The sequence below is a fragment of the Pseudomonas sp. DC1.2 genome, assembly GCF_034351645.1.
Classification (GTDB): Bacteria; Pseudomonadota; Gammaproteobacteria; order Pseudomonadales; family Pseudomonadaceae; genus Aquipseudomonas.
The window spans coordinates 1,847,658-1,870,112 of sequence record NZ_CP133782.1 but is presented as its reverse complement, the minus strand read 5'-3'; the positions used below and the strand labels follow the sequence as shown (position 1 = coordinate 1,870,112).

Genomic DNA, 22,455 nt, shown 5'->3' with positions numbered 1-22,455 from the left:
ACTGATGGCCCTGGCAATTTTTGATCTGGACGAAACCCTGATCCACGGCGACTGCGCCACCCTCTGGAGCGAACAGATGGGTCGGCTGGGCTGGGTCGACCCCGAGTCGTTCATGCATCAGAACACTCAACTGATGGACGCTTACAGCCAGGGTAAATTGCGCATGGAGGACTACATGACCTTCAGCCTGGAACCCATGATCGGTCGCACACCCGAGGAGGTAGAGCACCTGGTGGGGCCGTGGGTAGAAGATTTTATCGAACCGATTATTTTCAGTGACGCCACCAAAATCATCGCCGCTCACCGCAAGGCCGGTGATCGAATTTTGGTGATCTCGGCGTCGGGTACTCATTTGGTGCGTCCGATTGCCGATCGCCTGGGCATCGACGAGGTCCTCGGGATCGAACTCGAGGTGACGCACGGTGTGTACAGCGGCAATACCGTCGGCACCCTGACCTACCGCGAGGGCAAGATCACTCGCTTGCTGGAATGGCTGGATGCGGAAGAGGAAAACCTTGAGGGCGCAAGCTTCTACTCAGACTCACGCAATGACTTGCCGTTGCTGTTGAAAGTGGACTTCCCGCACGTGGTCAACCCTGACCCGGTGTTGCTCGAACACGCCGAAAAAGCCGGCTGGCCGATTCACCTCTGGAAGTAACGCCCCAACCGCGAGAGCGAGGCTGCTCGCGATGATCGATAGCGCGGTTTTTCAAAACCGCGTGGTCTGCATCGCGAGCAAGCACCCACACAAATCAGGTCAAACTGTCGTCAATCACCAACACCAGTTTCCCTGAAACGTTATTGCTCGCCAGCTCGGCAAACGCCGATTCGGCGTCTTTGATCGCGAAGGTCCTGGCCAATTGCGGGCTGAGGCGTCCTTCAGCGAACAACGGCCAGACATACTGGCCCACGTCGCTCAGCAGATCAGCCTTGAACTGATCGTCGCGGCTACGCAATGTCGAACCGAGTAGCTGCACTCGCTTGGCCAATACCTGCGCCAGGTCCAATTTCGCCTCACGTCCTCCCATCAAACCAATCAGCACCCATCGACCATCGCGCGCCAACAGCTTGAGGTTCAGCGCCGCATAGTTCGCCCCGACCGGGTCAAGAATCACATCGAACGGCCCCAAGTCGTTCAAACTCTCCAAATCCCCCGTGCGTACCACCCCACCCTGGGCACCGAGCGCTTCGCAGTAGGCCAGGCGCTCGGCAGAACCGACGCTGACCCAACATGGATTACCAAACGCCTTGCACAACTGAATGGCCGCTGAACCAATGCCACTTGCGCCGGCGTGCAACAGCACTTTCTCACCCGGTTTGAGCGCCGCCAGTTGAAACACATTCAACCAAACGGTGGCGTAAACCTCCGGCAGCGCGGCAGCTTCTACCAGCGACAAACCGTCAGGAACCGGCAGTACGTGCCGTCCGTCGACAACCACTTCCTGGGCCATGCCGCCCCCAGCCAGCAAGGCACAGACACGGTCACCCACCTGCCAGGCGGAGCCCGGTCCGACCTCGCTGATGACCCCGGAACACTCCAGCCCCAGGACATGACTGGCCCCTGGCGGTGGCGGATAAAGACCGGCCTTCTGTAACAGGTCGGCGCGATTGAGGCCCGCCGCCGCCACACGAATCCGAACTTGCCCTGCATCACACGCAGGACTCGGCTCTTCAACCCACTCCACATGACCTTCAACGCCTTGCAATGCTTTCACAGTGCCTCCATAGTGAGTCTGGACTGAGCCCGTTGCTGTAGCGTCGGGCTTTTTGCATTATGCGGCCGGCCCTCGTGGTACCGGCGACTTTAAAGACGGCCTAATATGCGTGATCAATTGTCCCCGCGTCGAATCAGCATGAAGCATTTGTTCCCTAGTACCGCCCTAGCCCTTTTCATCGGTATCGGCCTGTTGCCGATGTCGAGCAATACGTTTGCCGCCAATAGCTGGGACAACCTTCAGCCTGATCGTGACGAAGTGATCGCCAGTCTGAACGTCGTCGAATTGCTCAAGCGTCATCACTACAGCAAGCCGCCTCTGGATGATGCCCGCTCGGTGATCATCTATGACAGCTACCTCAAGCTGTTGGATCCCTCGCGCAGTTACTTCCTGGCCAGCGACATTGCCGAATTCGACAAATGGAAAACCCAGTTTGACGACTTCCTCAAAAGCGGCGACCTGAACGCCGCGTTCACTATCTACAAGCGCTATCTGGACCGCGTCAAATCGCGCCTGGACTTTGCCCTTGGGGAGTTGAACAAGGGTGTCGACAAAATCGACTTCACTGCCAAGGAAACCTTGCTGATTGATCGCAAGGACGCCGCGTGGCTCAAGTCCAACGCAGAGCTCGACGACCTGTGGCGCAAACGCGTCAAGGACGAAGTGCTACGGATGAAGATCGCCGGCAAAGAGCCCAAGCAGATTCAGGACACCCTGACCAAGCGCTACAAGAACCAGTTGGCGCGCCTGGACCAGACCCGTCCGGAAGATATCTTCCAGGCGTACATAAACACCTTCGCCATGTCCTACGACCCGCACACCAACTATCTGTCACCGGATAACGCGGAGAACTTCGACATCAACATGAGCCTGTCCCTTGAGGGGATTGGTGCCGTGTTGCAGAGCGACAACGACCAAGTCAAAGTCGTGCGTCTGGTTCCGGCCGGCCCGGCGGACAAAACCAAGCAAGTCGCACCGGCAGACAAGATCATCGGCGTGGCCCAGGACAACAAGGAAATGGTCGACGTGGTCGGCTGGCGCCTCGACGAAGTGGTCAAGCTGATACGTGGACCGAAAGGCACCGTCGTGCGTCTGGAAGTGATTCCGGCCAGCAATGCCCCAAGCGACCAGACCACCAAGATCGTGTCGATCACTCGCGAAGCGGTGAAGCTTGAAGATCAGGCGGTTAAGAAGTCGATTCTCAACCTCAAACAGGATGGCAAGGACTACAAGCTCGGCGTCATCGAGATCCCGGCCTTCTATCTAGACTTCAAGGCCTTCCGTGCCGGTGATCCGGACTACAAGAGCACCACGCGCGACGTCAAGAAGCTGCTGACCGAGTTGCAGAAAGACAAGGTTGATGGGGTTGTGATCGACCTGCGCAACAACGGTGGTGGCTCTTTGCAGGAAGCCACTGAGCTGACCAGTCTGTTCATCGACAAAGGTCCGACCGTACTCGTGCGTAATGCCGATGGCCGGGTCGATGTGCTGGAAGATGAAAACCCGGGGGCGTTCTACAAAGGCCCGATGGCGTTGCTGGTTAATCGCTTGTCCGCTTCGGCTTCAGAGATTTTTGCCGGCGCCATGCAGGACTACCATCGCGCGCTGATCATCGGCGGCCAGACCTTCGGTAAAGGCACCGTACAGACTATTCAGCCGCTCAATCATGGCGAACTGAAACTGACTCTGGCCAAGTTCTACCGAGTATCCGGTCAGAGCACCCAGCATCAGGGCGTACTGCCGGATGTGGATTTCCCGTCGATCATCGACACCAAGGAAATCGGCGAGAGCGCACTGCCGGAAGCCATGCCGTGGGACACCATCAAACCGGCAATCAAGCCGGCGGTTGACCCATTCAAACCGTACATTGCCCAACTCAAGTCCGAACATGACCTGCGCTCGACGAAGGACGCGGAGTTCGTGTTCATCCGTGACAAGCTGGCGCTGGCCAAGAAGCTGATGGAAGAAAAAACCGTCAGCCTCAACGAAGCCGACCGTCGTGCTCAGCATGCCGATATCGATGCCAAGCAACTGGTCATGGAAAACATGCGTCGCAAGGCCAAGGGTGAAGAACCGCTCAAAGAGCTGAAGAAAGAAGACGAAGATGCACTCGCGGCAGAGCCGGACAAAATCAAACCGGAAGACGACGCCTACCTCAGCGAGACCGGGCGTGTACTGCTGGATTACTTGAAATTGAGTAATCAGGTGGCAAAGCACTAAGGTGATGGCAATTTAATGCTGACGCTCCTCGGAGCGTCATCAAACAGTCATCATTCTGTCGTGAAATACAGGACTGGGCGCGGCTCGTTGAACGAGTACACGCCCAGTCCTTTTTTTATCGCCAGAGAACGCCATGACCACAACCGAACAGCTGAGTGCCTTGAGTTCCATTCTGGCTCAAAGCAGTTTGCACAGTCTGTTCCAGCCGATCATTTGCCTTTCTGAACGACGTATCCTCGGTTACGAAGCGCTCAGTCGCGGCCCCTCTAATAGCCCGCTGCACTCGCCCGTCGCGTTATTTGCCGTGGCCCGCCAGTCCGGTCGCCTGAGCGAACTGGAAATCGCGTGCCGCCAAAGCGCTTGCCGCCGTTTCAACGACCAGCAATTGCCCGGCAAATTATTCATTAACGTCTCGCCAGAATCCTTACTGGAGACGTCACACCAGCCGGGGCGCACGCTGCAACTGCTGCAGGATTTCGGCATCTCGCCAAGTCAGGTCGTCATCGAACTCACCGAACAGACCCCGACCGACGACTTTCAATTACTGCAAAACGCTTTGCATCACTACCGGGCGATGGGGTTTTCCATTGCACTGGACGACTTGGGCGCCGGTTATTCGAGTTTGCGTTTGTGGTCAGAGTTACGCCCGGACTACGTAAAAATCGACCGACACTTCATCGACGGTATCCATCAAGACGCCCTCAAGCGTGAGTTCGTCGGTTCCATCCTGCAAATCGCCAAAGCTTCCAGGGCCAAGGTAATCGCCGAGGGCATTGAACTGCCGGAAGAGCTGGCGGTGCTGACAGAGATGGGCGTTGATTTGGTCCAGGGCTATCTGCTCTGCCGGCCCCAGGAGCATCCGCCCCGCGATGCCCGGAACCTGATGCCAAAACACGACAGCAATGCAGTGGCACTGAACGACGAAGGCAGCGACCTCAGCCCCCTGCTCAACGATCAGCCGGCGGTCGCCCGCGACACGCCGACCGCCACGGTATTGGAAGCATTTCGCCGCCAAGCCAACCTGAACTCGCTGGCGGTGCTCGACGACCAAGGCCAGCCTTGCGGCATCGTTCACCGCCACTCGCTCTCAGACGTCCTGCTCAAGCCCTTTGCTACCGACCTGTTCGCACGCAAGCCGATCAGCCGATTGATGAGCGACGATTTCCTCGCAGTGGAGATGAGCCAGTCACTGCAACAGGTTAGTCGCTTGATCACCAGCCGCGCCCGTCAAAGGATCGAAGAAGACTTCATCATCACCCTCAATGGTGCCTACCTGGGATTGGGCCGAGTAATCGACGTGCTCAAACTGATCACTGAACTGAAAATTCAACAGGCCCGCTATGCCAACCCGCTGACCCTGCTGCCAGGCAACGTACCGATCCAGCAATGCCTGACCCGCTTGCTGCAACAGGCACGTGAGTCGGTGATCTGCTACGTAGACATCGACAGCTTCAAACCCTTCAATGATATCTACGGCTATGGGCGTGGCGATGAAGTGCTGCTGTGCCTGGCGCAATGCCTGAACGACCGGGTCGATCCGTCCCGCGACTTCGTCGGGCACATCGGCGGCGACGATTTTCTGATGGTGCTTGGGCCGGATGACTGGCGCAAGCGCCTGAACCAGCTACTCGATGATTTCCACAGTCAGTGCCGGCGCTTTTACCGTAGCGAACACCTTGAAGCCGGCTGCTTCATCGCACTCAACCGCCAAGGCGCCCGGCAAGAGTTTCCCTTGCTGTCGCTGTCGATCGGTGTCGTGCATTTGCACCCCGAGGCATGCGCAGGGCTTGATGCAAGCCTATTGGCCGAGATGGCGTCACAGGCCAAGCACCACGCGAAGAACGTGCCGGGCTATAGCGTGCATGTGATTGACACTCTGGCGGTGCCTGCGCGTGAGACCGAAGGGCTGATGGGTCAACAGTGACAGGGCACTCGCCGTCGCGGGCAAGCGTCGCGCTACAACGCTGATCGTTCGTGCGCGTGGGTCGGCACCCCGATTGGAGACAATCGACCGGGTGTCTGAGGGGGGAGTACGCCGTTGCCGGTACGCGCCATGAAGCAGTTTTCCGGGAGGGAAACTGGCCTGATAGATTAGCTCTCGCAAGCAATGATTGAGTCGTGATCAGCCAGTTTTAACCGGTCAGCTTTACTAATGTACTTAGACTTGCTTGGCGGTGCCAATTTGGCACTCGCCTTTTTCGCGTGCGCCTTCAATAGCTGCTTTATTTTTTTTTGACGATTCATATTTTCTACTCGGCTTGTAAATGTTTGAAGAATGTCAGCTTAAATATCTAACTCGATCGATTTGGCAGGCTCTGAGCGCATAGGCATCGATTTGGGCCGCCCTCATTTCGAAGGCGCGGCCAGCAATGGCTGCAACCTGGCGTGTCGATGTCCTGGGTAGCGTTGCGCCAAGGCATCAACGCCAACCTGGTTCGACATTGAGCTGCTTTTCGGACAGCAGCAACTCACCGTGAGGTGTCCCTCCTCCGCGCCAGGTGGCTGCCTACCTGAGTCACACAAGATCACTTCGGCGCCGTTACCCAGTAAAGTTGGGCTGAAGTTATAGGTTGGCCCGATGGTAAGCAACCTCTCACAAACTAATACCCAAGGAAGAAAAATTCATGTTTGAAAAACACCCTGATCAGGCTAGAGAGCGCAGACACGTACTGTGGACAGGCTGTGGTTGCAGTGTTGTGGGTATGTTGTTTTTTTGGGGTGGGGGCTGGGGTGGGGGGGTGACTCTGGTTTTTCTCCTGCCCGGACTCACGCTTGTTCTCGTCGCTATTTTTTGTAGTCATGCGGGGTTCGAGACTGCACAGCGGATTGGAAAGTTTTTCGAATGGTTTTCATAGTGTTTGTGTCAGGAACGTGACTTCGCTGGTCTTACCGCGCACTCGGAGTCGTCGACGAGTGAGCATGTGGGCGCCCTAGGTGAAATCAAGGAATATCGAATCAGTGATTATTACGCAGGATAGAAAAATTCAGCGCGCCAGCGACGCAAAGCCAAGCAAGGTAAGGCAGCAGGATTAACCCAGTGATCACGTCCAGCTGAAAGGCCATCACCACCATTGCAGCGACCACAAGCCAGAGCAGCGTCAGGATCACCATACCGGCGAACAAGCGATGCGCACTGAAGAACACCGGTGTCCACAACGTATTCAGTGCAATCTGCGCCGCCCATAAAGCCAGAACCATCTGACTTCCTGGTAGCAGGGTCAACCGGTAACCAGCCCACGCGAGCAACAGATAGATAATCGACCAAGCCACCGGAAACAGCCAGTTAGGGGGCGTGAAGCTGGGTTTAACGAGAGCGTCGTACCACGGGCCCGGTTTGAAAAGGATGCCAGTGCTCGCCGCCGCAACGCAGGCCAAGAGAAAAATAAAAAAAGTCATCATCTGTCCTTAGCTGGGTTCAGCTGTCTGGGGTTGCAGCACCACATAGGCAGCGCTAAAGAAAGGACGCTCAGTGAAGCGAAAAGTTTGGATTGATGGACGACATTTCTCTGCTCATCGTCGGGACTCACTCCGGCCACGTGCGCGGCTCAAACACTCATCGGATCACTGCGTAAATCCGTCACTCGCCAACGCTTTCAATTTGATCTCGGCCAACGGATGCCCGGCCTTTAAAGCAATGCGCCAAAACCGCGCGGCCTCCACCGGGTCCGATGCTTTGCTCAGCGTCCCGGCCAAACTGATCACACCGACCTGATACGCTGCTTTGCCATCGCCCGCCAACGCCGCCAGGCGCAACAAGCGCAGACCTTCCTCACGAGCCCCAAGGCCGCTACCGCGAAAGGTCAGGATGTGCCCATAGAAACTCTGCGCACCGACATCGCCCAGATTCGCCATCCGTGCGAATTGGCCTTCAAGCCAGCTCCAGCCTCGGGGCTGACGAACAAACCAAGACCAGTGAAACAGCCTGCGGGCGAGCCAGTAGCTAGCCCGCGCCTTGAGCCGCAACACCACTCAGGCTTCCGCCGACTCGGGGTAATCGTATTCGAACACACGCACCACTTCCGACGCATGCCAGGAGGCAGCCGCGACACCGTCGGACGGCCCGGAAAAACGCCCCAGCCGCTCCACGCATTCAAAGAACCCGGTGCGCGGCAGACGGCTGGCGCCCTGACTAATCACCAGAGAACTGCGCAGCGGCTGCTCGGCCTTGGCATCCAGTGCGGCAAGGTGCTCAAGGGCAGCCGTCAGGGTTTGCATGGCCGGCGTGGGCAATTGCAAACGCTCCAGCAACGCACGATAAGTCAGCAGATGACGCTGGCGGCGTGCCTGGTCCAACTCGCCGAGCAAACCATCCCAATGTTGACGACTGATACGGACGCTCACGATTCATCCCTCCACCCTGGCACCGTCAATTCCCAAGCCAGGCTGCGGCGGATCGCAGCGTCGGGTTGACGCTCGCCACTTTCGATCAAGGCCAGATAAGACGGGCTGATGCCTACCGTGCGGGCCAGCGCCTCGATGGCGATGCCCTTCCCTTCGCGCAAACTGCGGAGTTGCTCCAGGCCTGGAAGTACCTGGTTGGGAGAGACCGCCTGACGCACTGTGGCGTCTCGTGGCGGGTGCTCGTTGATACCTGCTGCTTTGAGTAAAGCCTGATACTGAGCCCACGGCAGAACCGCATATTCGGGTTCGCCTTCGCGTGTGATTATCTGAATATCCATGACTTCCCCGTAGGACCACGACACTTAGCGAGTCGGCACTTTTCCCTTGAAGTGTAATCCTAACAGCGGCCAAGGTCGCTGGGGGTATGAATCTACGGCGGAAGCTGCATCGAATCAGCTTTCTTTCGACCCCTGAAGCTGAAGCTGCTCGGGATTATCAGGCAAGCGCTCGACAGCAGCCAACTTCTCCGGCAGTTGAAGATTGCGCCAGGCGCGGAACGCGCTGAGTTCATCATCGAGGGTTTTCATGACCCAAGCCAGCACGGCAATGTCATCGAGCATGCCAAATACAGGGATGAAATCAGGGATCGCATCGAGTGGGCTGAGAAAGTACATCAGCCCGGCTACCACAATCAGAATCGATTTGCGGCTGATGGCCCGATACTCGCCGCGCCAGTAGGCCAGGCACAGCGCCTGTAGCAGGCGCAGGTCATCTTTGAGCTTACCCAAGCGGTTGCCTTGGCTAGCGCCCTTGCTGGCCACGGCGAACAACAGGGTCGGCAACCGGCCTCGGGCCAGCAAGCGCCCAGCCAAAGGCAGGAAGCGAATGAAATTCCAGGGTGCTTTCATCTTTCCTCCCGCTGAAATGTTATCCACACAAATTGTGGATAACCTTGTGAACAGAGCTGCATTTACCGGCTGAGAGCCACGTTTCATAAGGGCTCAACTCAGATCGGGCGTTTTTTACTCACATAAAAAAACCCAAGATTTCATTGACTTGGCGCCAAGGTGCGTCTAGCGACGGTCTCCACAGTGGCTATGACTGCAGCCTACCTCATCCGTTCGCTTTCTTTGCACTTTGCCAAACGCCAGATACAACAACGCCCCGCATATAGCGGGGCGTCGCTTTTACAGCAGACGACGTTTACTTGGCGGCGTCTTGTTTGGCTGGATCCTTGATCGCCAGCAGCTCCAAGTCGAATACCAGTACCGAATTGGCTGGAATCGCTGGGCTTGGGCTTTGGGCGCCGTAAGCCAGTTCGCTAGGGATGTACAGTTTGTACTTCTCACCAACGTGCATCAGTTGCAGGCCTTCGACCCAACCCGGAATCACGCCGCTGACCGGCAGATCGATCGGGCTGCCGCGCTCAACGGAGCTGTCAAAGACGGTGCCATTGGTCAGGGTGCCGGTGTAGTGAACGGTCACTACATCAGTCGGCTTAGGCTGTGGGCCATCGGCTTTCTTGACCACTTCGTATTGCAGGCCCGAAGCGGTAGTCACCACACCTGCCTTCTTGGCGTTGTCTTCGAGGAATTTCTTGCCGGCGGCTGCCGACTCTTCGCTCATTTTTGCCATGCGTGTTTCAGCACGCTTTTGCAGTGCTGCAAAGGCTTCGACCAGTTCGTCGTCCTTCAGCTTCTGTTCTTTCTTGCCGACGGCATCTTCAATGCCTTGGGCTACGGCCTTGGAATCCAGGTCATCCATGCCTTCCTGAGCCAGGCTTTTGCCCATGTTCAGGCCAATCCCGTAGGAAGCTTTTTGCGCCGGGGTTTTCAGCTCTACGCTGGTCTGCGAATCACAACCCGCAAGTACCAGGCTAACCAGGGCCACCGCCGCCGCCAACCGATGCTGTTTCATGCTATTTCCTTGTTCATGCGCCTAAAGGGCAATCGAGTAAAGCCGCGAGCTTATCAGGCGGCCACGACCAATGGCTACCGGCATGAGAGCAGGAAACGTCTGATAAGTTCAGGTCTTTTAAAGCATTTTAGGAATGGAATGATGAAGCTTCTGTCAGTCAGGACTTACAGAGCGAGATACCGTATCCCACAACATCTGGCGTAATGGCCTCTTGCCGCCACCTAGGAAGGCAAGGCATAAGAGAGCTACAAATCGACAAGGACGGTTATCTTGCGCCTCTTACTCCGCTTGCTGATTCTGATCGCTGTTGTCCTGGGGCTGGGCCTGGCCGTCGTGCTGTACTACGTGGCCAACCCGAAACTACCGCTCTATTCGCCGGTGCAGCAGGTGCGTTACCTGGAGCAGTGGAGCGCCGACGATCGTCAGACGTTCTACTTCACGCCGCAGGGCACCCAGGTTAAAGGGCTTCGCTATGACTGGTTCAAGGCCCTTGAGCTGCCGTTCTCCGAGCGGCGCTTCGCCTCACCCGAGTACCTCGCGCGCTTCGGTTTTTTGATTGATCCCGCGCAACAAGCAACGCCGAAAAATCCCGGTAACTTGCCCGTTGGCTTCGCCCGCCATCAAAACCCCGGCAGCCAGGACGAATTCCTCGACATCACGTGCGCGGCCTGCCACACCGGCGAGCTGCACTTCAACGGCCAGGCACTGCGTATTGACGGCGGTGCGGCGCAGCATGTCCTGCCTTCCAGTGTGCCAACCCTGCGTGGCGGCAGTTTTGGTCAAGCCCTGGTCGCGAGTCTTTTCTCGACTTACTACAACCCTTGGAAATTTGAACGTTTCGCCCGCAACGTACTGGGACAGGACTACGACGCCCGACACACTCAACTGCGCAATGACTTCAAGGTTTCTCTCGACACTTTCTTGAAAGTCGCCTGGAACGATACCCATCGCGGGCTTTATCCCACCGAAGAAGGTCCCGGCCGCGCCGACGCGTTCGGGCGTATCGCCAACGCCAGCTTTGGCGATGCAATTTCCCCCGACAACTACCGCATCGCCAACGCCCCGGTAGACTACCCGCCACTGTGGGACATATGGACCTTTGACTGGGTGCAGTGGAACGGTTCGGCACAACAACCCATGGCCCGCAACATCGGTGAAGCGCTGGGAGTGGGCGCCACACTGAGTTTCTTCGATGCCGACGGCAAGCCACTCAAAGGCGATGATCGCTACCCCTCTAGCGTGCGGGTACGCGACTTGCACCTGATAGAAGAAACCCTGCAACGACTTAAGCCGCCGGCCTGGCCGGAAGCACTGTTGGGCAGCATCGACAAAAACAGGGCGGCCAAAGGACGCGAATTGTTCACCGAAAACTGCGCTGGCTGCCACGTGCCGCCAGTCACCCCGAGCGCAGTACGACCGGTTCAGCACCTGAAAATGTTGCCGATTGCCGTGATCGGCACAGACCCTGGGGCCGCCAATAACATTGCCGATCACCGCTTCGACCTGACAGCCCTGCAATGGACCCCCGCAGAACTGGCGAAACTGGATGTGCAACGCCATCCAACGCCTACCGAGCCTCTGGAACTGAGCAGCGTGTCGGTCGCCACAGGGCTGGCTTACATCACAGCATGGGTCGAGAACCGCGCGTATCGCCAGGCCAACGTCACGCTGGCCGAAAAGCCGATCCTGGACGGTTTCGGTTTGCCAATCGGGGTTCGAGAATTACGCGCCTACAAAGCTCGCCCCCTGGCGGGCGTGTGGTCGACCCCGCCCTTTCTGCACAACGGCTCGGTGCCCAGCATTTACCAGTTGCTCTCGCCCCAGGATGAGCGCGCAACCACGTTTTATAAGGGTACCTTCGAATACGACCCACAACATCTTGGCTATCGCACGGAGGCCTTTACCAACGGTTTCCTGTTTGACACGCGCCTCACCGGCAACCATAACAGCGGCCACGAGTTTCGCTCGGGTGAACGCGGCAATGGGGTTATCGGTCGCCTGCTGCAACCCGAAGAACGTTGGGCGCTGCTCGAATACCTGAAAGCACTGGGTGGCCCGCTAGCGTCACAACTGCCATGAATGAAGCCGCTGCAAAAAGGAACCGTGCATGTTGATCGCTCTCTGGTTGCGTCTCTGTGTGCTGCTCGGCAAAGCCCTGCTCCTAATAATCGGTTTCGGCCTGTTGGGCTGGGCGCTCAGCACTGCTTGGTTCGCCTGGCACTACAGCGGCCCGGTATCGGCCCAGGAACAGATTCCATCCGGTGAAGCGGCGATGACTCAGGACATCATTCAAACCGCCGTGCGTATCGTCGACCAGCATCGTGAAAACACGCGTTACCTACGCGACGCTCATGCCAAGGCCCACGGTTGCGTGAACGCCGACGTTCAAGTACTGCCGGACCTACTCCCCGAGCTGCGCCAGGGTGTATTCGCTGAACCGGGGAAAACCTGGCAGGCGAACATTCGCCTGTCCAACGGTAACGCCTATCCGCAATTCGACAGCATCCGCGATGCCCGAGGCATGGCGATCAAATTGCTCAATGTTCCGGGCGTGCAGTTACTCAACAAACAACCGCACAGTGGCGAGCAAGATTTTGTGATGTTCAGCCACCCGAATTTCTTTGTCAGCGATGTCGCCGAGTACCGTCAGAACGTTGCGGCCCAAGCGGAGGGGCAGACGCTCACCGCGTTCTTCCCCAGCCTTGACCCGCGAAGCTGGCAGGTTCGTCATCTTTTCATCGCACTGGCAACCCTGTCACCGCCGCCCAGCAGCGCGACCCAAACGACTTACTTCTCGGTCTCTCCTTACAAGTTCGGCACCGCCAACGCGAAGTTTCGCGTCGCCCCAGATCCGCAACGCTGCCCGCCGTATACCCTGCCCAAACAAAATCAGGACCTGCCAAATTTTCTGCGCAGCGCCCTCAACCAGCAATTGTCCATCGACCGTGTGCCGGCCTGCTTTGTCTTGCAGATTCAGCGGCAAGATCCGCAGAAGTACATGCCTATTGAAGACACCAGCATTGAATGGCTGGAACGCGATGCACCGTTCGAAACGGTGGCCACCATCACCCTCCCCGCCCAGGACTTCGATACACCGGCGCTAAATCTTAGCTGTGACAACCAGTCGTTCAATCCCTGGTTCGGGCTGGAAGAACACCGGCCAATCGGCGGTATCAATCGCCTGCGCAAAGCGGTTTACGAAGCCGTGAGCGACTACCGTCACAGCCGCAATGCGCAGCAATAGTCACTCGACGCGCCGAAGACCGCGCTGTAAAACGCTCTACTGTCAGACAACGGGGTTGTAAAGAACGCGTATAAATCGGCGAGTTGCCATAACGATTACGTCGAGCCTATTGAGGCACTACTCACCAGCCACTACCGTGACCTCCTACCCATTAAACAAGTAGGGAGTCATTGTGGAAAGTTCAACGTTAGGCATGATCATCCTGTCAATGATTGCACTGTTTGGTGCCGCCGCTTTTTGCTTTGAACATCTCGGCAGCCGCCAACCAGAAAAGAAGAAAAGCAAATAGGCTGATTATTAAAAGCCTTACCCAGCCAGACATTAAAGGGATAACTCGCACTCGGGTTATCCCTTGTTTGCGTTGGCCTTACGCAGCTGAACCTCTACGCCGTCTTAACGTCGGCGCCTCCAATCAGTACCCGACCTTGATACCCCTTCCCTTAACCTCCCGGCGTCCGCTATCGGGCATTTGGGTCTTTTTATTAATAAGGGGAGTTATACCGTGCTGACACTTAAGTTCATTTATATCGCCAGCGGCATGACGGCTGCGGGGCTGTTCGCTTATTTGGGTTACGCCCTCATTCGCGCAGAGAAATTCTGAGGAATAGGCCATGTACGACTTGATCTTTGTAGGCGTTTCCTTGGGTTTTTTTGTTGTAACAGCCATGGCCATTGTCGCCATGGGCAAGATTTGAACGGAGCATCGACATGTTGAGCACTGTGCTGGAATTTGTGGTGATCCTGGGACTGATGACCGGGCTCGCCGTCTTAATGGGCAAGTGGCTGACCCGGGTGTTTACCGGGAGTACACACGCCCTGCCTGAACGTTGTACCTATCGCCTGCTAGGCATTGAACCGGCGGAGACCATGGGGTGGGCCCGTTATGGTTCGGCCCTGGTGCTGTCAAATGCGGCAATGATGTTGCTCGGCTACGCGGTATTGCGCCTGCAAGGCGTGATGCCCATCAACCCGTTGGGGCTGGCGGCGCAGACGCCGGACTTGGCTTTCAACACTGCCGCTTCTTTTATTACCAACACCAACTGGCAGGCGTACTCAGGTGAAACCAGCCTGTCCAACTTCAGCCAGATGGCGGTAATTACCTTCCTGATGTTCGTCGGTGCGACCGCTGGCGTTGCCGCGGCAGCCGGTTTCATTCGCGGGTTGAGCCGCGCTAACTCGGCCGATATCGGTAACTTCTGGGTTGACTTCACCCGAGTCCTGTACCGGGTGATGTTGCCGCTGTGCGTGGGCATGGCGCTGGTCTATGTCTGGCAGGGCATGCCGCAGACCCTCGCGTCCCAGGCAATGGCCACCACGCTGGAGGGGGCACAGCAGCAACTGATTGTCGGCGCGGTCGCAAGCTTTGAATCGATCAAGCACATTGGCACTAACGGAGGCGGTTTTTTCAGCATGAACGCCGCGCATCCGTTCGAGAACCCGACCCCACTGACCAACGCCCTGCACATCCTCAGCATGTTGCTGATTCCGTCGGCACTGACTTATACCTTCGGCAGCATGCTGCTGCGTCGCCGTCAGGGCTGGGTATTTTTCGGTACGTTTCTGGTGATGTTTGTCGGCTTCCTGACCCTGGTCTATAGCGCCGAACAAAGCGGCAACCCGTTACTGACCCAGGTCGGTGCAAACCAACTGATGTCGTCGAGCCAAAGCGGCGGCAACATGGAAGGCAAGGAGCTGCGTTTCGGCATCGCCGACAGCAGCCTGTTCATTGCCACCACCACCGGGGCTACCACCGGCTCGGTCAACGCGATGCACGACTCGCTGACCCCCATGGGCGGTTTTGTTCCCTTGGCGCAGATGATGCTCAACTGCGTATTCGGTGGCGACGGCGTGGGGTTTATCAACCTGATCCAGTACGCGCTGCTGACAGTGTTTCTGGTGGGCATGATGATCGGCCGTAGCCCAGAATTCCTCGGTAAGAAGATCGAGGCTCGGGAGATGAAACTGGTCATGCTCTCGGTCCTCGCGCACCCCATCAGCATTCTCGGTTTTACCGCACTCGCGGCCCTGTGGCCGGACACGTTGGCCAGCCTCAACAACCTCGGCCCCCATGGTTTCAGCGAGGTGCTTTACGCCTACACCTCCGGCACCGCCAACAACGGTTCGGCGTTCGCCGGGCTCAACGCCAACACGCCGTTTTTCAACACCACCATTGGTTTGGCAATGCTGATCGGACGCTTCTTCACCCTGCTGCCCATGCTGGCAGTGGCCGGTTCCCTCGCGATGAAGAAAACCGTGCCTGCCGGCGCCGGCACCATTCCCACCGCCACCCCACTGTTCATGTTCCTCGTGGTCTTCGTGGTGCTGGTGGTCGGTGGCCTGACTTTCCTGCCGGCGCTCGCGCTCGGCCCGCTGGTGGAGCAACTGCAGTTGCTGTCCGGCCAGACGTACAACTAAGGAAACCCTGATGACGACTCAATCCATATTCAAGGGCTTGTTACGCCCGGTGCTGGTCTCAGCTGTGTTCTTCATGCTGCTGACTGGCGTGGCTTATCCGATGTTTACCACCTTGGCGGCGAACCTGTTGTTCCCCTTCCAGGCCCAGGGCAGCCTGGTCGAACGCGACGGACGGGTGATCGGCTCCGCCGTCATCGGCCAGGACTTCACCCGGCCGGAGTATTTCCATGGCCGCCCAAGCATGACCCTCGGCACCGACCCACAAGACCCGAGCAAGAGCGTACAGCAGCCCTATAACGCCGGTTCCAGCGGCGCCAGCAACCTCGCACCGACCAGCCAGAAACTGATTGATCAGGTCACTGCACGGGTGCTCGATTACCGCCAACAAAATGGTCTGGCCGCTGACGCGCAGGTGCCGGTGGATGCAGTGACCGCCTCTGCGTCGGGGTTGGACCCGCATATTTCGCTCGCCAATGCACGGCTTCAGGTGTCACGCGTTGCCCGCCTGCGCCAACTGCCCGAAGCTGATCTGCTGCAACTGGTTGAGCGCCATACCGCCGAACGCACCTTCGGCCTGCTCGGTGAACCGCGCATCAATGTACTGCAACTGAACCTCGCCCTGGATGCACGTTTACCCGCGCGTCAGCCATCTATTGCGGCCAGTGAGTAAGAGACATCCATCATGATCAAGAATGCTCGTTTACCCCTGTTCGATCGCAGCATAGTGCTCAACGCCTGCCTCGACGCCTTCAAGAAACTGCTGCCTCAGGCGCAGTGGAAGAACCCGGTGATGTTCGTGGTTTACCTGGGCAGCATCCTCACCAGCCTGCTGTGGTTGCAATCCCTGAGCAGCCGCGGTGAAGCGCCCAGCGGCTTTATCCTCAGCATCACCCTGTGGCTGTGGTTTACCGTGCTGTTCGCCAACTTCGCCGAAGCCTTGGCCGAAGGCCGCAGCCGTGCTCAGGCGGCGAGCCTGCGCAGCATGAAACGCCAGACCCTGGCCAAACTGTTACAACAACCCCGACACGGCGCGGCCTGGCAACCGACCGAAGCCAGCCTGCTGAGCAAGGGCAGCGTGGTGCTGATCGAAGCAGGCGACCTGGTGCCGCTGGACGGCGTGGTTATCGAAGGTGTGGCCTCAGTGGATGAAAGCGCGATCACCGGCGAATCGGCTCCGGTGATTCGTGAGGCGGGTGGGGATTTCTCCTCCGTTACCGGGGGCACGCGGGTTTTATCCGACTGGCTGGTGGTACAGATCAGCGTCAATCCGGGCGAATCGTTTCTCGACCGCATGATCTCAATGGTCGAGTCAGCCAAGCGCCAAAAGACTCCGAATGAAGTTGCCCTGACGATTCTGTTGGTGGGGTTGACCCTGCTGTTTCTGTTGGTGATCGTAACCCTGAGCCCGTACTCGATCTTCGCCGTGGCCATGAGCGGCAGCGGCAACGTGGTCAGCGCCACGGTACTGGTGGCGTTGCTGGTGTGCCTGATCCCGACCACCATCGGCGGTTTACTCTCGGCCATTGGCGTGGCGGGCATGAGCCGGATGATGTCGGCCAACGTCATCGCCACCTCGGGTCGCGCCGTCGAAGCGGCCGGTGACGTTGACGTACTACTGCTGGACAAGACTGGCACCATCACGCTGGGCAACCGTCAGGCCAGCCGTTTTATTCCGGCGCCGGGAATCACGGAAGCGGACTTGGCCGACGCCGCACAATTGGCCTCCCTGGCAGATGAAACCCCTGAGGGGCGCAGTATTGTGGTCCTGGCCAAACAGAAGTTTGACCTGCGGGCTCGGGACATCCATGCCTTGGGCGCCAGCTTCGTCCACTTCAGCGCGCAAACGCGCATGAGCGGCGTCGACCTGCCCGAGGGCCGGGCTGTTCGCAAAGGCGCGGCCGATGCGATCCGCAACCATATCGAAGCGTTGGGCGGCAGCTTTCCCGCGGCTGTACAGGCGAAAGTCGATGAAGTCTCGCGGCGCGGCAGCACGCCTTTGGTGGTGTCCGACGGTTCGAAAACATTGGGTGTGGTGGAGCTCAAGGACGTGGTCAAAGGCGGCATCAAGGAGCGCTTCGCCGAACTGCGGCGCATGGGCATCAAGACCGTGATGATCACTGGCGACAACCGCCTCACCGCGGCAGCCATTGCCGTAGAAGCGGGCGTTGATGATTTCCTCGCCGAGGCACGTCCCGAAGACAAGCTGCAGCTGATCCGCGACTACCAGGCTCAGGGCAAGCTCGTGGCCATGACCGGCGACGGCACCAACGACGCCCCCGCCCTTGCCCAGGCCGACGTAGCTGTGGCAATGAACAGCGGCACCCAGGCTGCCAAAGAGGCCGGCAACATGGTCGACCTGGACAGCAACCCGACCAAACTGATCGAAGTGGTCGAGGTCGGCAAACAGATGCTGATGACGCGCGGCGCCCTCACCACCTTCAGCGTGGCCAACGACGTGGCGAAATATTTCGCCATCGTCCCGGCCGCTTTCGTCGCCACCTACCCCCAGTTGGGCGCGTTGAACGTGATGCACCTGAGCAGCCCCAACTCGGCGATTCTCAGCGCGGTAATTTTTAACGCGCTGATCATTGTCGCGCTGATTCCATTGGCATTGCGCGGTGTGACTTACCGCGCCATTGGCGCGGCGGCACTGCTCAACCGCAACCTGCTGATTTACGGGTTGGGTGGGGTCTTGGTGCCGTTCGCCGGAATCAAGCTGATTGACATGGTGCTGACAGGGGTGGGCTTGGTGTAACCCCACGCCAGGCGGCGCGGGCGGGCTGGCGATGCACAAACACGGTGTGCCCGTCACACCACGCTGAAGCTTTCGCGGACCCGCCCCTGCCGTCGACCCTCACGACATCGAACGCTTAAGTTGCCCGACAGACAAGGATGGGTATGGCCGTAATAGAAAGATTGAACGCTCCCCCCGACGACCGTCCGGACCCCGACGCCCTACTGGCCAAAATCCAGCAGGAAGAACACGCCGCCTTGCGCGGCAAACTGCGTATTTACTTTGGTTCCAATGCAGGGGTTGGCAAGACCTGCGCCATGCTTGCCGCCGCGCAACGGGAAGTGATGCGCGGTCGCGACTTGCTGGCCGGGGTGGTCGAAACCCACGGCCGCCGTGAAACCGCCGAATTGCTCGCCGGACTTGAAGAGCTACCCCGCGCCTCGATCCTGCACCGCGATTACACCCTCAGCGAATTCGACCTCGATGCCGCCCTGCTGCGACACCCATCACTAGTGTTGGTAGACGAACTGGCCCATAGCAACGTTCCGGGCTCGCGCCATCCCAAGCGCTGGCAGGATGTGGAGGAACTGTTGCGGGCCGGCATTGACGTATGGACCACCCTTAACGTCCAGCACCTGGAAAGTCTCAACGATATCGTCAGCGGCATCATCGGTATTCGCATCAGGGAAACAGTGCCTGATCATGTGTTCGATGACGCCCATGAAGTGGTGGTGGTGGACCTGCCGCCGGATGATCTGCTGCGGCGTTTGAAAGAAGGCAAGGTCTACCTCGCGCCTCAGGCCGAGCGCGCTTCGCGGCACTTTTTCCGCAAGGGCAACTTGTTGGCCCTACGCGAGTTGGCCTTGAGGCGCACCGCCGACCGGGTCGACTCACAAATGCGCCTGTATCGCCGCGAACGCTCGATCAACACCCTCTGGCCGGCCCGCGAGCGGCTACTGGTGGGCATGGCAGGCGATGCCGGGGATGAACGCCTTGTTCGCGAAGCAGCGCGTCTGGCGCAGAAGCTTGAGGCTGACTGGATGGTGGTGCATGTGGCCTCGGCGCAACGTCAGGGCACCAGCGCTTCACGCTATTTGACCGCGATGAAATCCTTGGCGCTGGCCGCCGAATTTGGTGCCGATACCGCCACCTTGCCCGGTATGGATGTCGCTGAAGCACTGGCGACGTGTGCCCGCGAGCTAAACGCCAATCGCCTGATGCTGGGTCACCGTCCGCGCAAAGCGTGGCAGTTCTGGCATCAGTCCGTCAGCGACCGGATCAGCCGGCATCATCCGCAGATTGATCAGATCGTTATCGCCCACGGTTTGCTACCCGACGTCGCCCCGATAAAAGCGGCCGAAACGCAGCCGGCACTCTCCGGCAGAGCCCTGGCCTACCTTTGGGCGAGCCTGGCCTGTTTTGCCGCCACCGCTGTCGCGGCCTTGCTGCTGCAAGTGTTTGACCTGGCCAACGTCGTGATGCTGTTTCTGCTCACGGTCGTGCTGGTGGCCCTGCGCTATGGGCGCGGCCCCGGCGTGTGGGCAGCGATGCTGGCGGTATTGTGTTTCGACTTCTTTTTCGTCCAGCCGCGCTTATCGTTCACCGTCAACGACACCCAATATTTCTTCACCTTCGCCCTGATGCTGGGCATCGCCCTGATCACCGGGCAACTCACCGCCCGGCTGCGTCATGAAGCACGCACTGCCGCCGCACGGGAACGGCGGGCCACTTCACTGGCTCGGCTGGCGAGGGATCTGTCGGCCGCATTGACCGTGGAACAGATCAGCGAAGTGGCCTTGCACACCTTTAGCGCCGTGTTCGAGGCACGTGTCGGGCTGGCGTTACCCGACGCCGCCGAAGGCGTACACAGCATTGGCGCGGGCCTGCTGCCCATCGACGAAAGTATCGCCCAATGGACCTACGATCACGGCCAACCAGCCGGCCAGGGCACCGACACGCTGGCCGCCGCCAAGGGTTGCTACCTGCCGTTGAAAGCGCCCATGCGGGTGCGCGGCGTCCTGGTGCTCGAACTGGTGCAGAGCGAGCGCCTGAACGAACCCGAAGAACGCCGTCTGCTGGAAGCCTGCATGAGCCAATTGGCGATTGCCCTGGAACGGGTGCATTTCGTCGAAGTGGCGCAAAGCACGCTGGTGCAAATGGAAGGCGAGAAAATGCGCAACACCTTGCTCGCCGCCATTTCCCATGACTTGCGCACCCCTCTGACGACCCTGATCGGCGCCGCGGACACCGCCCTGCCCCACGCACCTCCCGGCCCACTGACCGACTTGCTACTGGGCATTCACGATCAAGCGACGTCCATGCAACGCCTGATCGAAAACCTGTTGGACATGGCGCGCATGCAAGAGCGTGGTGTGCGGCTCAATCGGCAGTGGCACTCGCTGGAAGAAATCGTTGGCAGCGCTTTGCGTCAATTACGCGAACCCCTGGCCGGGCATACGCTGCAAACCGATATTGCAGCGCAATTGCCGCTGGTCGAGATCGACGCACTGCTGATCGAGCGAGTGCTGGTCAACCTGCTGGACAACGCCGCGAAATACACGCCGGCAGGCACACGCGTCAGTGTCGCGGCGCAACAAGTCGAGGAGCTGATCGTGCTGGAGGTCAGCGACAACGGTCCGGGCTGCCCTGCGGGGAACAATCCCCACAGCCTGTTCGAACCCTTCACACGCGGTCAGCAGGAATCAGCCGTCGCCGGCATCGGCCTGGGGCTGGCCTTGGCCAAACGAATCATCGAGGCCCACGGCGGCCGCATTGCAGCGCAGCGCAACGCTGATCAAGGCATGCGATTTGTCATCACTTTACCGGCGGGCACCCCGCCATCAATGGAAACGCTATGACCAATGCACGCATTCTTATCGTTGAAGACGAGGCTAACATTCGCCGTTTCATCGGCATTGCCTTACGCGATGAAGGCTTCCAGGTCTTCGAGGCGGATAGCGTAAAACGCGCGTTGATTCATGCTGCCAGCCGCCAGCCAGACTTGGTAATCGTCGACCTCGGTTTGCCCGATGGCGACGGCAAGCAGTTGATCAGCGAACTTCGAGGCTGGCTGGCGGTGCCGATTCTGGTGTTGTCGGCCCGTGACCGCGAGGAGGAAAAAGTCGCGGCCCTCGACGCCGGAGCCGATGACTACCTGACCAAGCCCTTCGGTGTGCCCGAGCTGCTCGCACGGATCCGTGCGCAGTTGCGCCGACACGTGCAAACCGGCGCGGTGGCGGCGAGCAGCAAGGTGACGTTCGGCGAGATCGAGGTCGATTTGGCCACTCATGAAGTGTGGCGCCAAGGTAATCCAGTGCATTTGACGCCGATTGAGTATCGACTGCTGGGGGCGATGATTCGTGGGCAGAGCCGGGTTATCACTCATCGGCAGTTATTACTAGAGGTATGGGGCCTGGATTATGTGGAGCGCGCCCATTATTTGCGGGTACACATGGCGCATTTACGGCAAAAGCTGGAGACAGATCCGGCCCAGCCGCAGTATTTCATTACCGAATTGCAGGTGGGGTATCGCTTGGTGGGCCTGTAGTTTCGCTCAGCCCCGCTAAATTCTGCACAGCAAAAAGCCCGCATTAAGCGGGCTTTCTGTGTAGTCATCTGGCGTTCAGCGTTCCAGATAACCAAATATGGCGCAGCGGACGGGACTCGAACCCGCGACCCCCGGCGTGACAGGCCGGTATTCTAACCGACTGAACTACCGCTGCGCGTAACATTGAAAGTAATGGTGGGTGATGACGGGATCGAACCGCCGACCCTCTGCTTGTAAGGCAGATGCTCTCCCAGCTGAGCTAATCACCCTTTACCTTCGTTGCGGGGCGCATTGTGCCACAGATTTTCATAACATGTTGATT

At 58.6% G+C, this 22,455-nt stretch carries 19 protein-coding genes and 2 tRNA genes; 11 read left to right on the top strand and 10 right to left on the bottom strand.

All coding sequences use genetic code 11. The features are described from left to right. The first annotated feature begins 4 nt into the window (after nt 1–4). The gene (locus tag RHM68_RS08510; protein ID WP_322221831.1) at nt 5–658 is read left to right on the top strand and encodes an HAD family hydrolase; all 654 of its coding nucleotides are present in this window, start codon (nt 5–7) and stop codon (nt 656–658) included. 94 nt (nt 659–752) lie between these two features. Here the strand turns inward: RHM68_RS08510 and RHM68_RS08505 are convergent, their stop codons facing one another. Next, nucleotides 753–1,715 (bottom strand): zinc-binding dehydrogenase, encoded by a 963-nt coding sequence (locus RHM68_RS08505; RefSeq protein WP_322221829.1) that lies wholly within the window; start codon nt 1,713–1,715, stop codon nt 753–755. A 138-nt stretch (nt 1,716–1,853) separates the two neighbouring features. Here RHM68_RS08505 and RHM68_RS08500 point away from each other — a divergent pair, with 138 nt between their 5' ends. Further along, nucleotides 1,854–3,935 (top strand): carboxy terminal-processing peptidase, encoded by a 2,082-nt coding sequence (locus RHM68_RS08500; protein WP_322223735.1) that lies wholly within the window; start codon nt 1,854–1,856, stop codon nt 3,933–3,935. A gap of 133 nt (nt 3,936–4,068) precedes the next feature. Next, nucleotides 4,069–5,859 carry a bifunctional diguanylate cyclase/phosphodiesterase gene (locus RHM68_RS08495; protein WP_322221827.1) on the top strand — a complete coding sequence of 597 codons (1,791 nt, stop codon included), beginning with the start codon at nt 4,069–4,071 and terminating at the stop codon, nt 5,857–5,859. Between the two features lie 167 nt (nt 5,860–6,026). Here RHM68_RS08495 and RHM68_RS08490 read toward each other — a convergent pair whose 3' ends face one another. From RHM68_RS08490 to RHM68_RS08460, 7 genes are all read right to left on the bottom strand, one after another. After that, complete coding sequence (locus RHM68_RS08490) at nt 6,027–6,179, bottom strand: DUF2986 domain-containing protein (protein WP_322221825.1); 153 nt, start codon at nt 6,177–6,179, stop codon at nt 6,027–6,029. Between the two features lie 711 nt (nt 6,180–6,890). Next, nucleotides 6,891–7,331 (bottom strand): tryptophan-rich sensory protein TspO, encoded by a 441-nt coding sequence (tspO, locus tag RHM68_RS08485; protein WP_322221823.1) that lies wholly within the window; start codon nt 7,329–7,331, stop codon nt 6,891–6,893. Nucleotides 7,332–7,496: 165 nt separating this feature from the next. After that, a complete protein-coding gene (locus RHM68_RS08480) occupies nt 7,497–7,904 on the bottom strand; it encodes a sel1 repeat family protein (RefSeq protein ID WP_322221821.1) in 408 nt (135 codons plus the stop codon). Beyond that, nucleotides 7,905–8,276, bottom strand: a complete 372-nt coding sequence (locus RHM68_RS08475; RefSeq protein WP_322221819.1) for a hypothetical protein — start codon at nt 8,274–8,276, stop codon at nt 7,905–7,907. Then, nucleotides 8,273–8,614, bottom strand: a complete 342-nt coding sequence (locus tag RHM68_RS08470; protein WP_322221816.1) for a helix-turn-helix transcriptional regulator — start codon at nt 8,612–8,614, stop codon at nt 8,273–8,275. Before RHM68_RS08470 ends, RHM68_RS08475 begins: the two co-directional genes overlap by 4 nt. 114 nt (nt 8,615–8,728) lie before the next feature. Next, nucleotides 8,729–9,184, bottom strand: a complete 456-nt coding sequence (locus RHM68_RS08465) for a YkvA family protein (protein ID WP_322221814.1) — start codon at nt 9,182–9,184, stop codon at nt 8,729–8,731. A gap of 295 nt (nt 9,185–9,479) precedes the next feature. Then, nucleotides 9,480–10,193, bottom strand: coding sequence for an FKBP-type peptidyl-prolyl cis-trans isomerase (locus RHM68_RS08460; protein ID WP_322221811.1), 714 nt, complete (start codon nt 10,191–10,193; stop codon nt 9,480–9,482). Between the two features lie 270 nt (nt 10,194–10,463). Here RHM68_RS08460 and RHM68_RS08455 point away from each other — a divergent pair, with 270 nt between their 5' ends. The 8 genes from RHM68_RS08455 (at nt 10,464) to RHM68_RS08420 (ending at nt 22,133) form a co-directional block, all read left to right on the top strand. Then, nucleotides 10,464–12,272: a cytochrome c gene (locus RHM68_RS08455; RefSeq protein WP_322221808.1), complete on the top strand. Its 1,809-nt coding sequence runs from the start codon at nt 10,464–10,466 to the stop codon at nt 12,270–12,272. Nucleotides 12,273–12,300: 28 nt separating this feature from the next. Beyond that, the gene (locus RHM68_RS08450; protein WP_322221806.1) at nt 12,301–13,437 is read left to right on the top strand and encodes a catalase family protein; all 1,137 of its coding nucleotides are present in this window, start codon (nt 12,301–12,303) and stop codon (nt 13,435–13,437) included. Nucleotides 13,438–13,939: 502 nt separating this feature from the next. Continuing rightward, nucleotides 13,940–14,038, top strand: a complete 99-nt coding sequence (kdpF, locus tag RHM68_RS08445) for a K(+)-transporting ATPase subunit F (protein ID WP_322221804.1) — start codon at nt 13,940–13,942, stop codon at nt 14,036–14,038. Nucleotides 14,039–14,145: 107 nt separating this feature from the next. Beyond that, the gene (kdpA, locus tag RHM68_RS08440) at nt 14,146–15,852 is read left to right on the top strand and encodes a potassium-transporting ATPase subunit KdpA (protein ID WP_322221802.1); all 1,707 of its coding nucleotides are present in this window, start codon (nt 14,146–14,148) and stop codon (nt 15,850–15,852) included. 10 nt (nt 15,853–15,862) lie between these two features. Then, on the top strand, nt 15,863–16,522 hold the full coding sequence (kdpC, locus tag RHM68_RS08435; protein WP_322221800.1) for a potassium-transporting ATPase subunit KdpC: 660 nt from the start codon (nt 15,863–15,865) through the stop codon (nt 16,520–16,522). A gap of 12 nt (nt 16,523–16,534) precedes the next feature. Beyond that, entirely contained in the window at nt 16,535–18,607 is a 2,073-nt protein-coding gene (kdpB, locus tag RHM68_RS08430) for a potassium-transporting ATPase subunit KdpB (protein ID WP_322221798.1), read from the top strand. Between the two features lie 143 nt (nt 18,608–18,750). Beyond that, nucleotides 18,751–21,444 carry a sensor histidine kinase KdpD gene (locus RHM68_RS08425; RefSeq protein WP_322221796.1) on the top strand — a complete coding sequence of 898 codons (2,694 nt, stop codon included), beginning with the start codon at nt 18,751–18,753 and terminating at the stop codon, nt 21,442–21,444. Continuing rightward, a complete protein-coding gene (locus RHM68_RS08420) occupies nt 21,441–22,133 on the top strand; it encodes a response regulator (RefSeq protein ID WP_322221794.1) in 693 nt (230 codons plus the stop codon). The genes RHM68_RS08425 and RHM68_RS08420 overlap by 4 nt, the downstream gene beginning before the upstream one ends. Nucleotides 22,134–22,231: 98 nt before the next feature. Here RHM68_RS08420 and RHM68_RS08415 read toward each other — a convergent pair. Together RHM68_RS08415 and RHM68_RS08410 are read right to left on the bottom strand one after the other, a co-directional pair. Continuing rightward, nucleotides 22,232–22,308: transfer RNA gene (locus RHM68_RS08415), tRNA-Asp, on the bottom strand. 18 nt (nt 22,309–22,326) lie between these two features. Continuing rightward, nucleotides 22,327–22,402: transfer RNA gene (locus RHM68_RS08410), tRNA-Val, on the bottom strand. Nucleotides 22,403–22,455 lie beyond the last annotated feature (53 nt).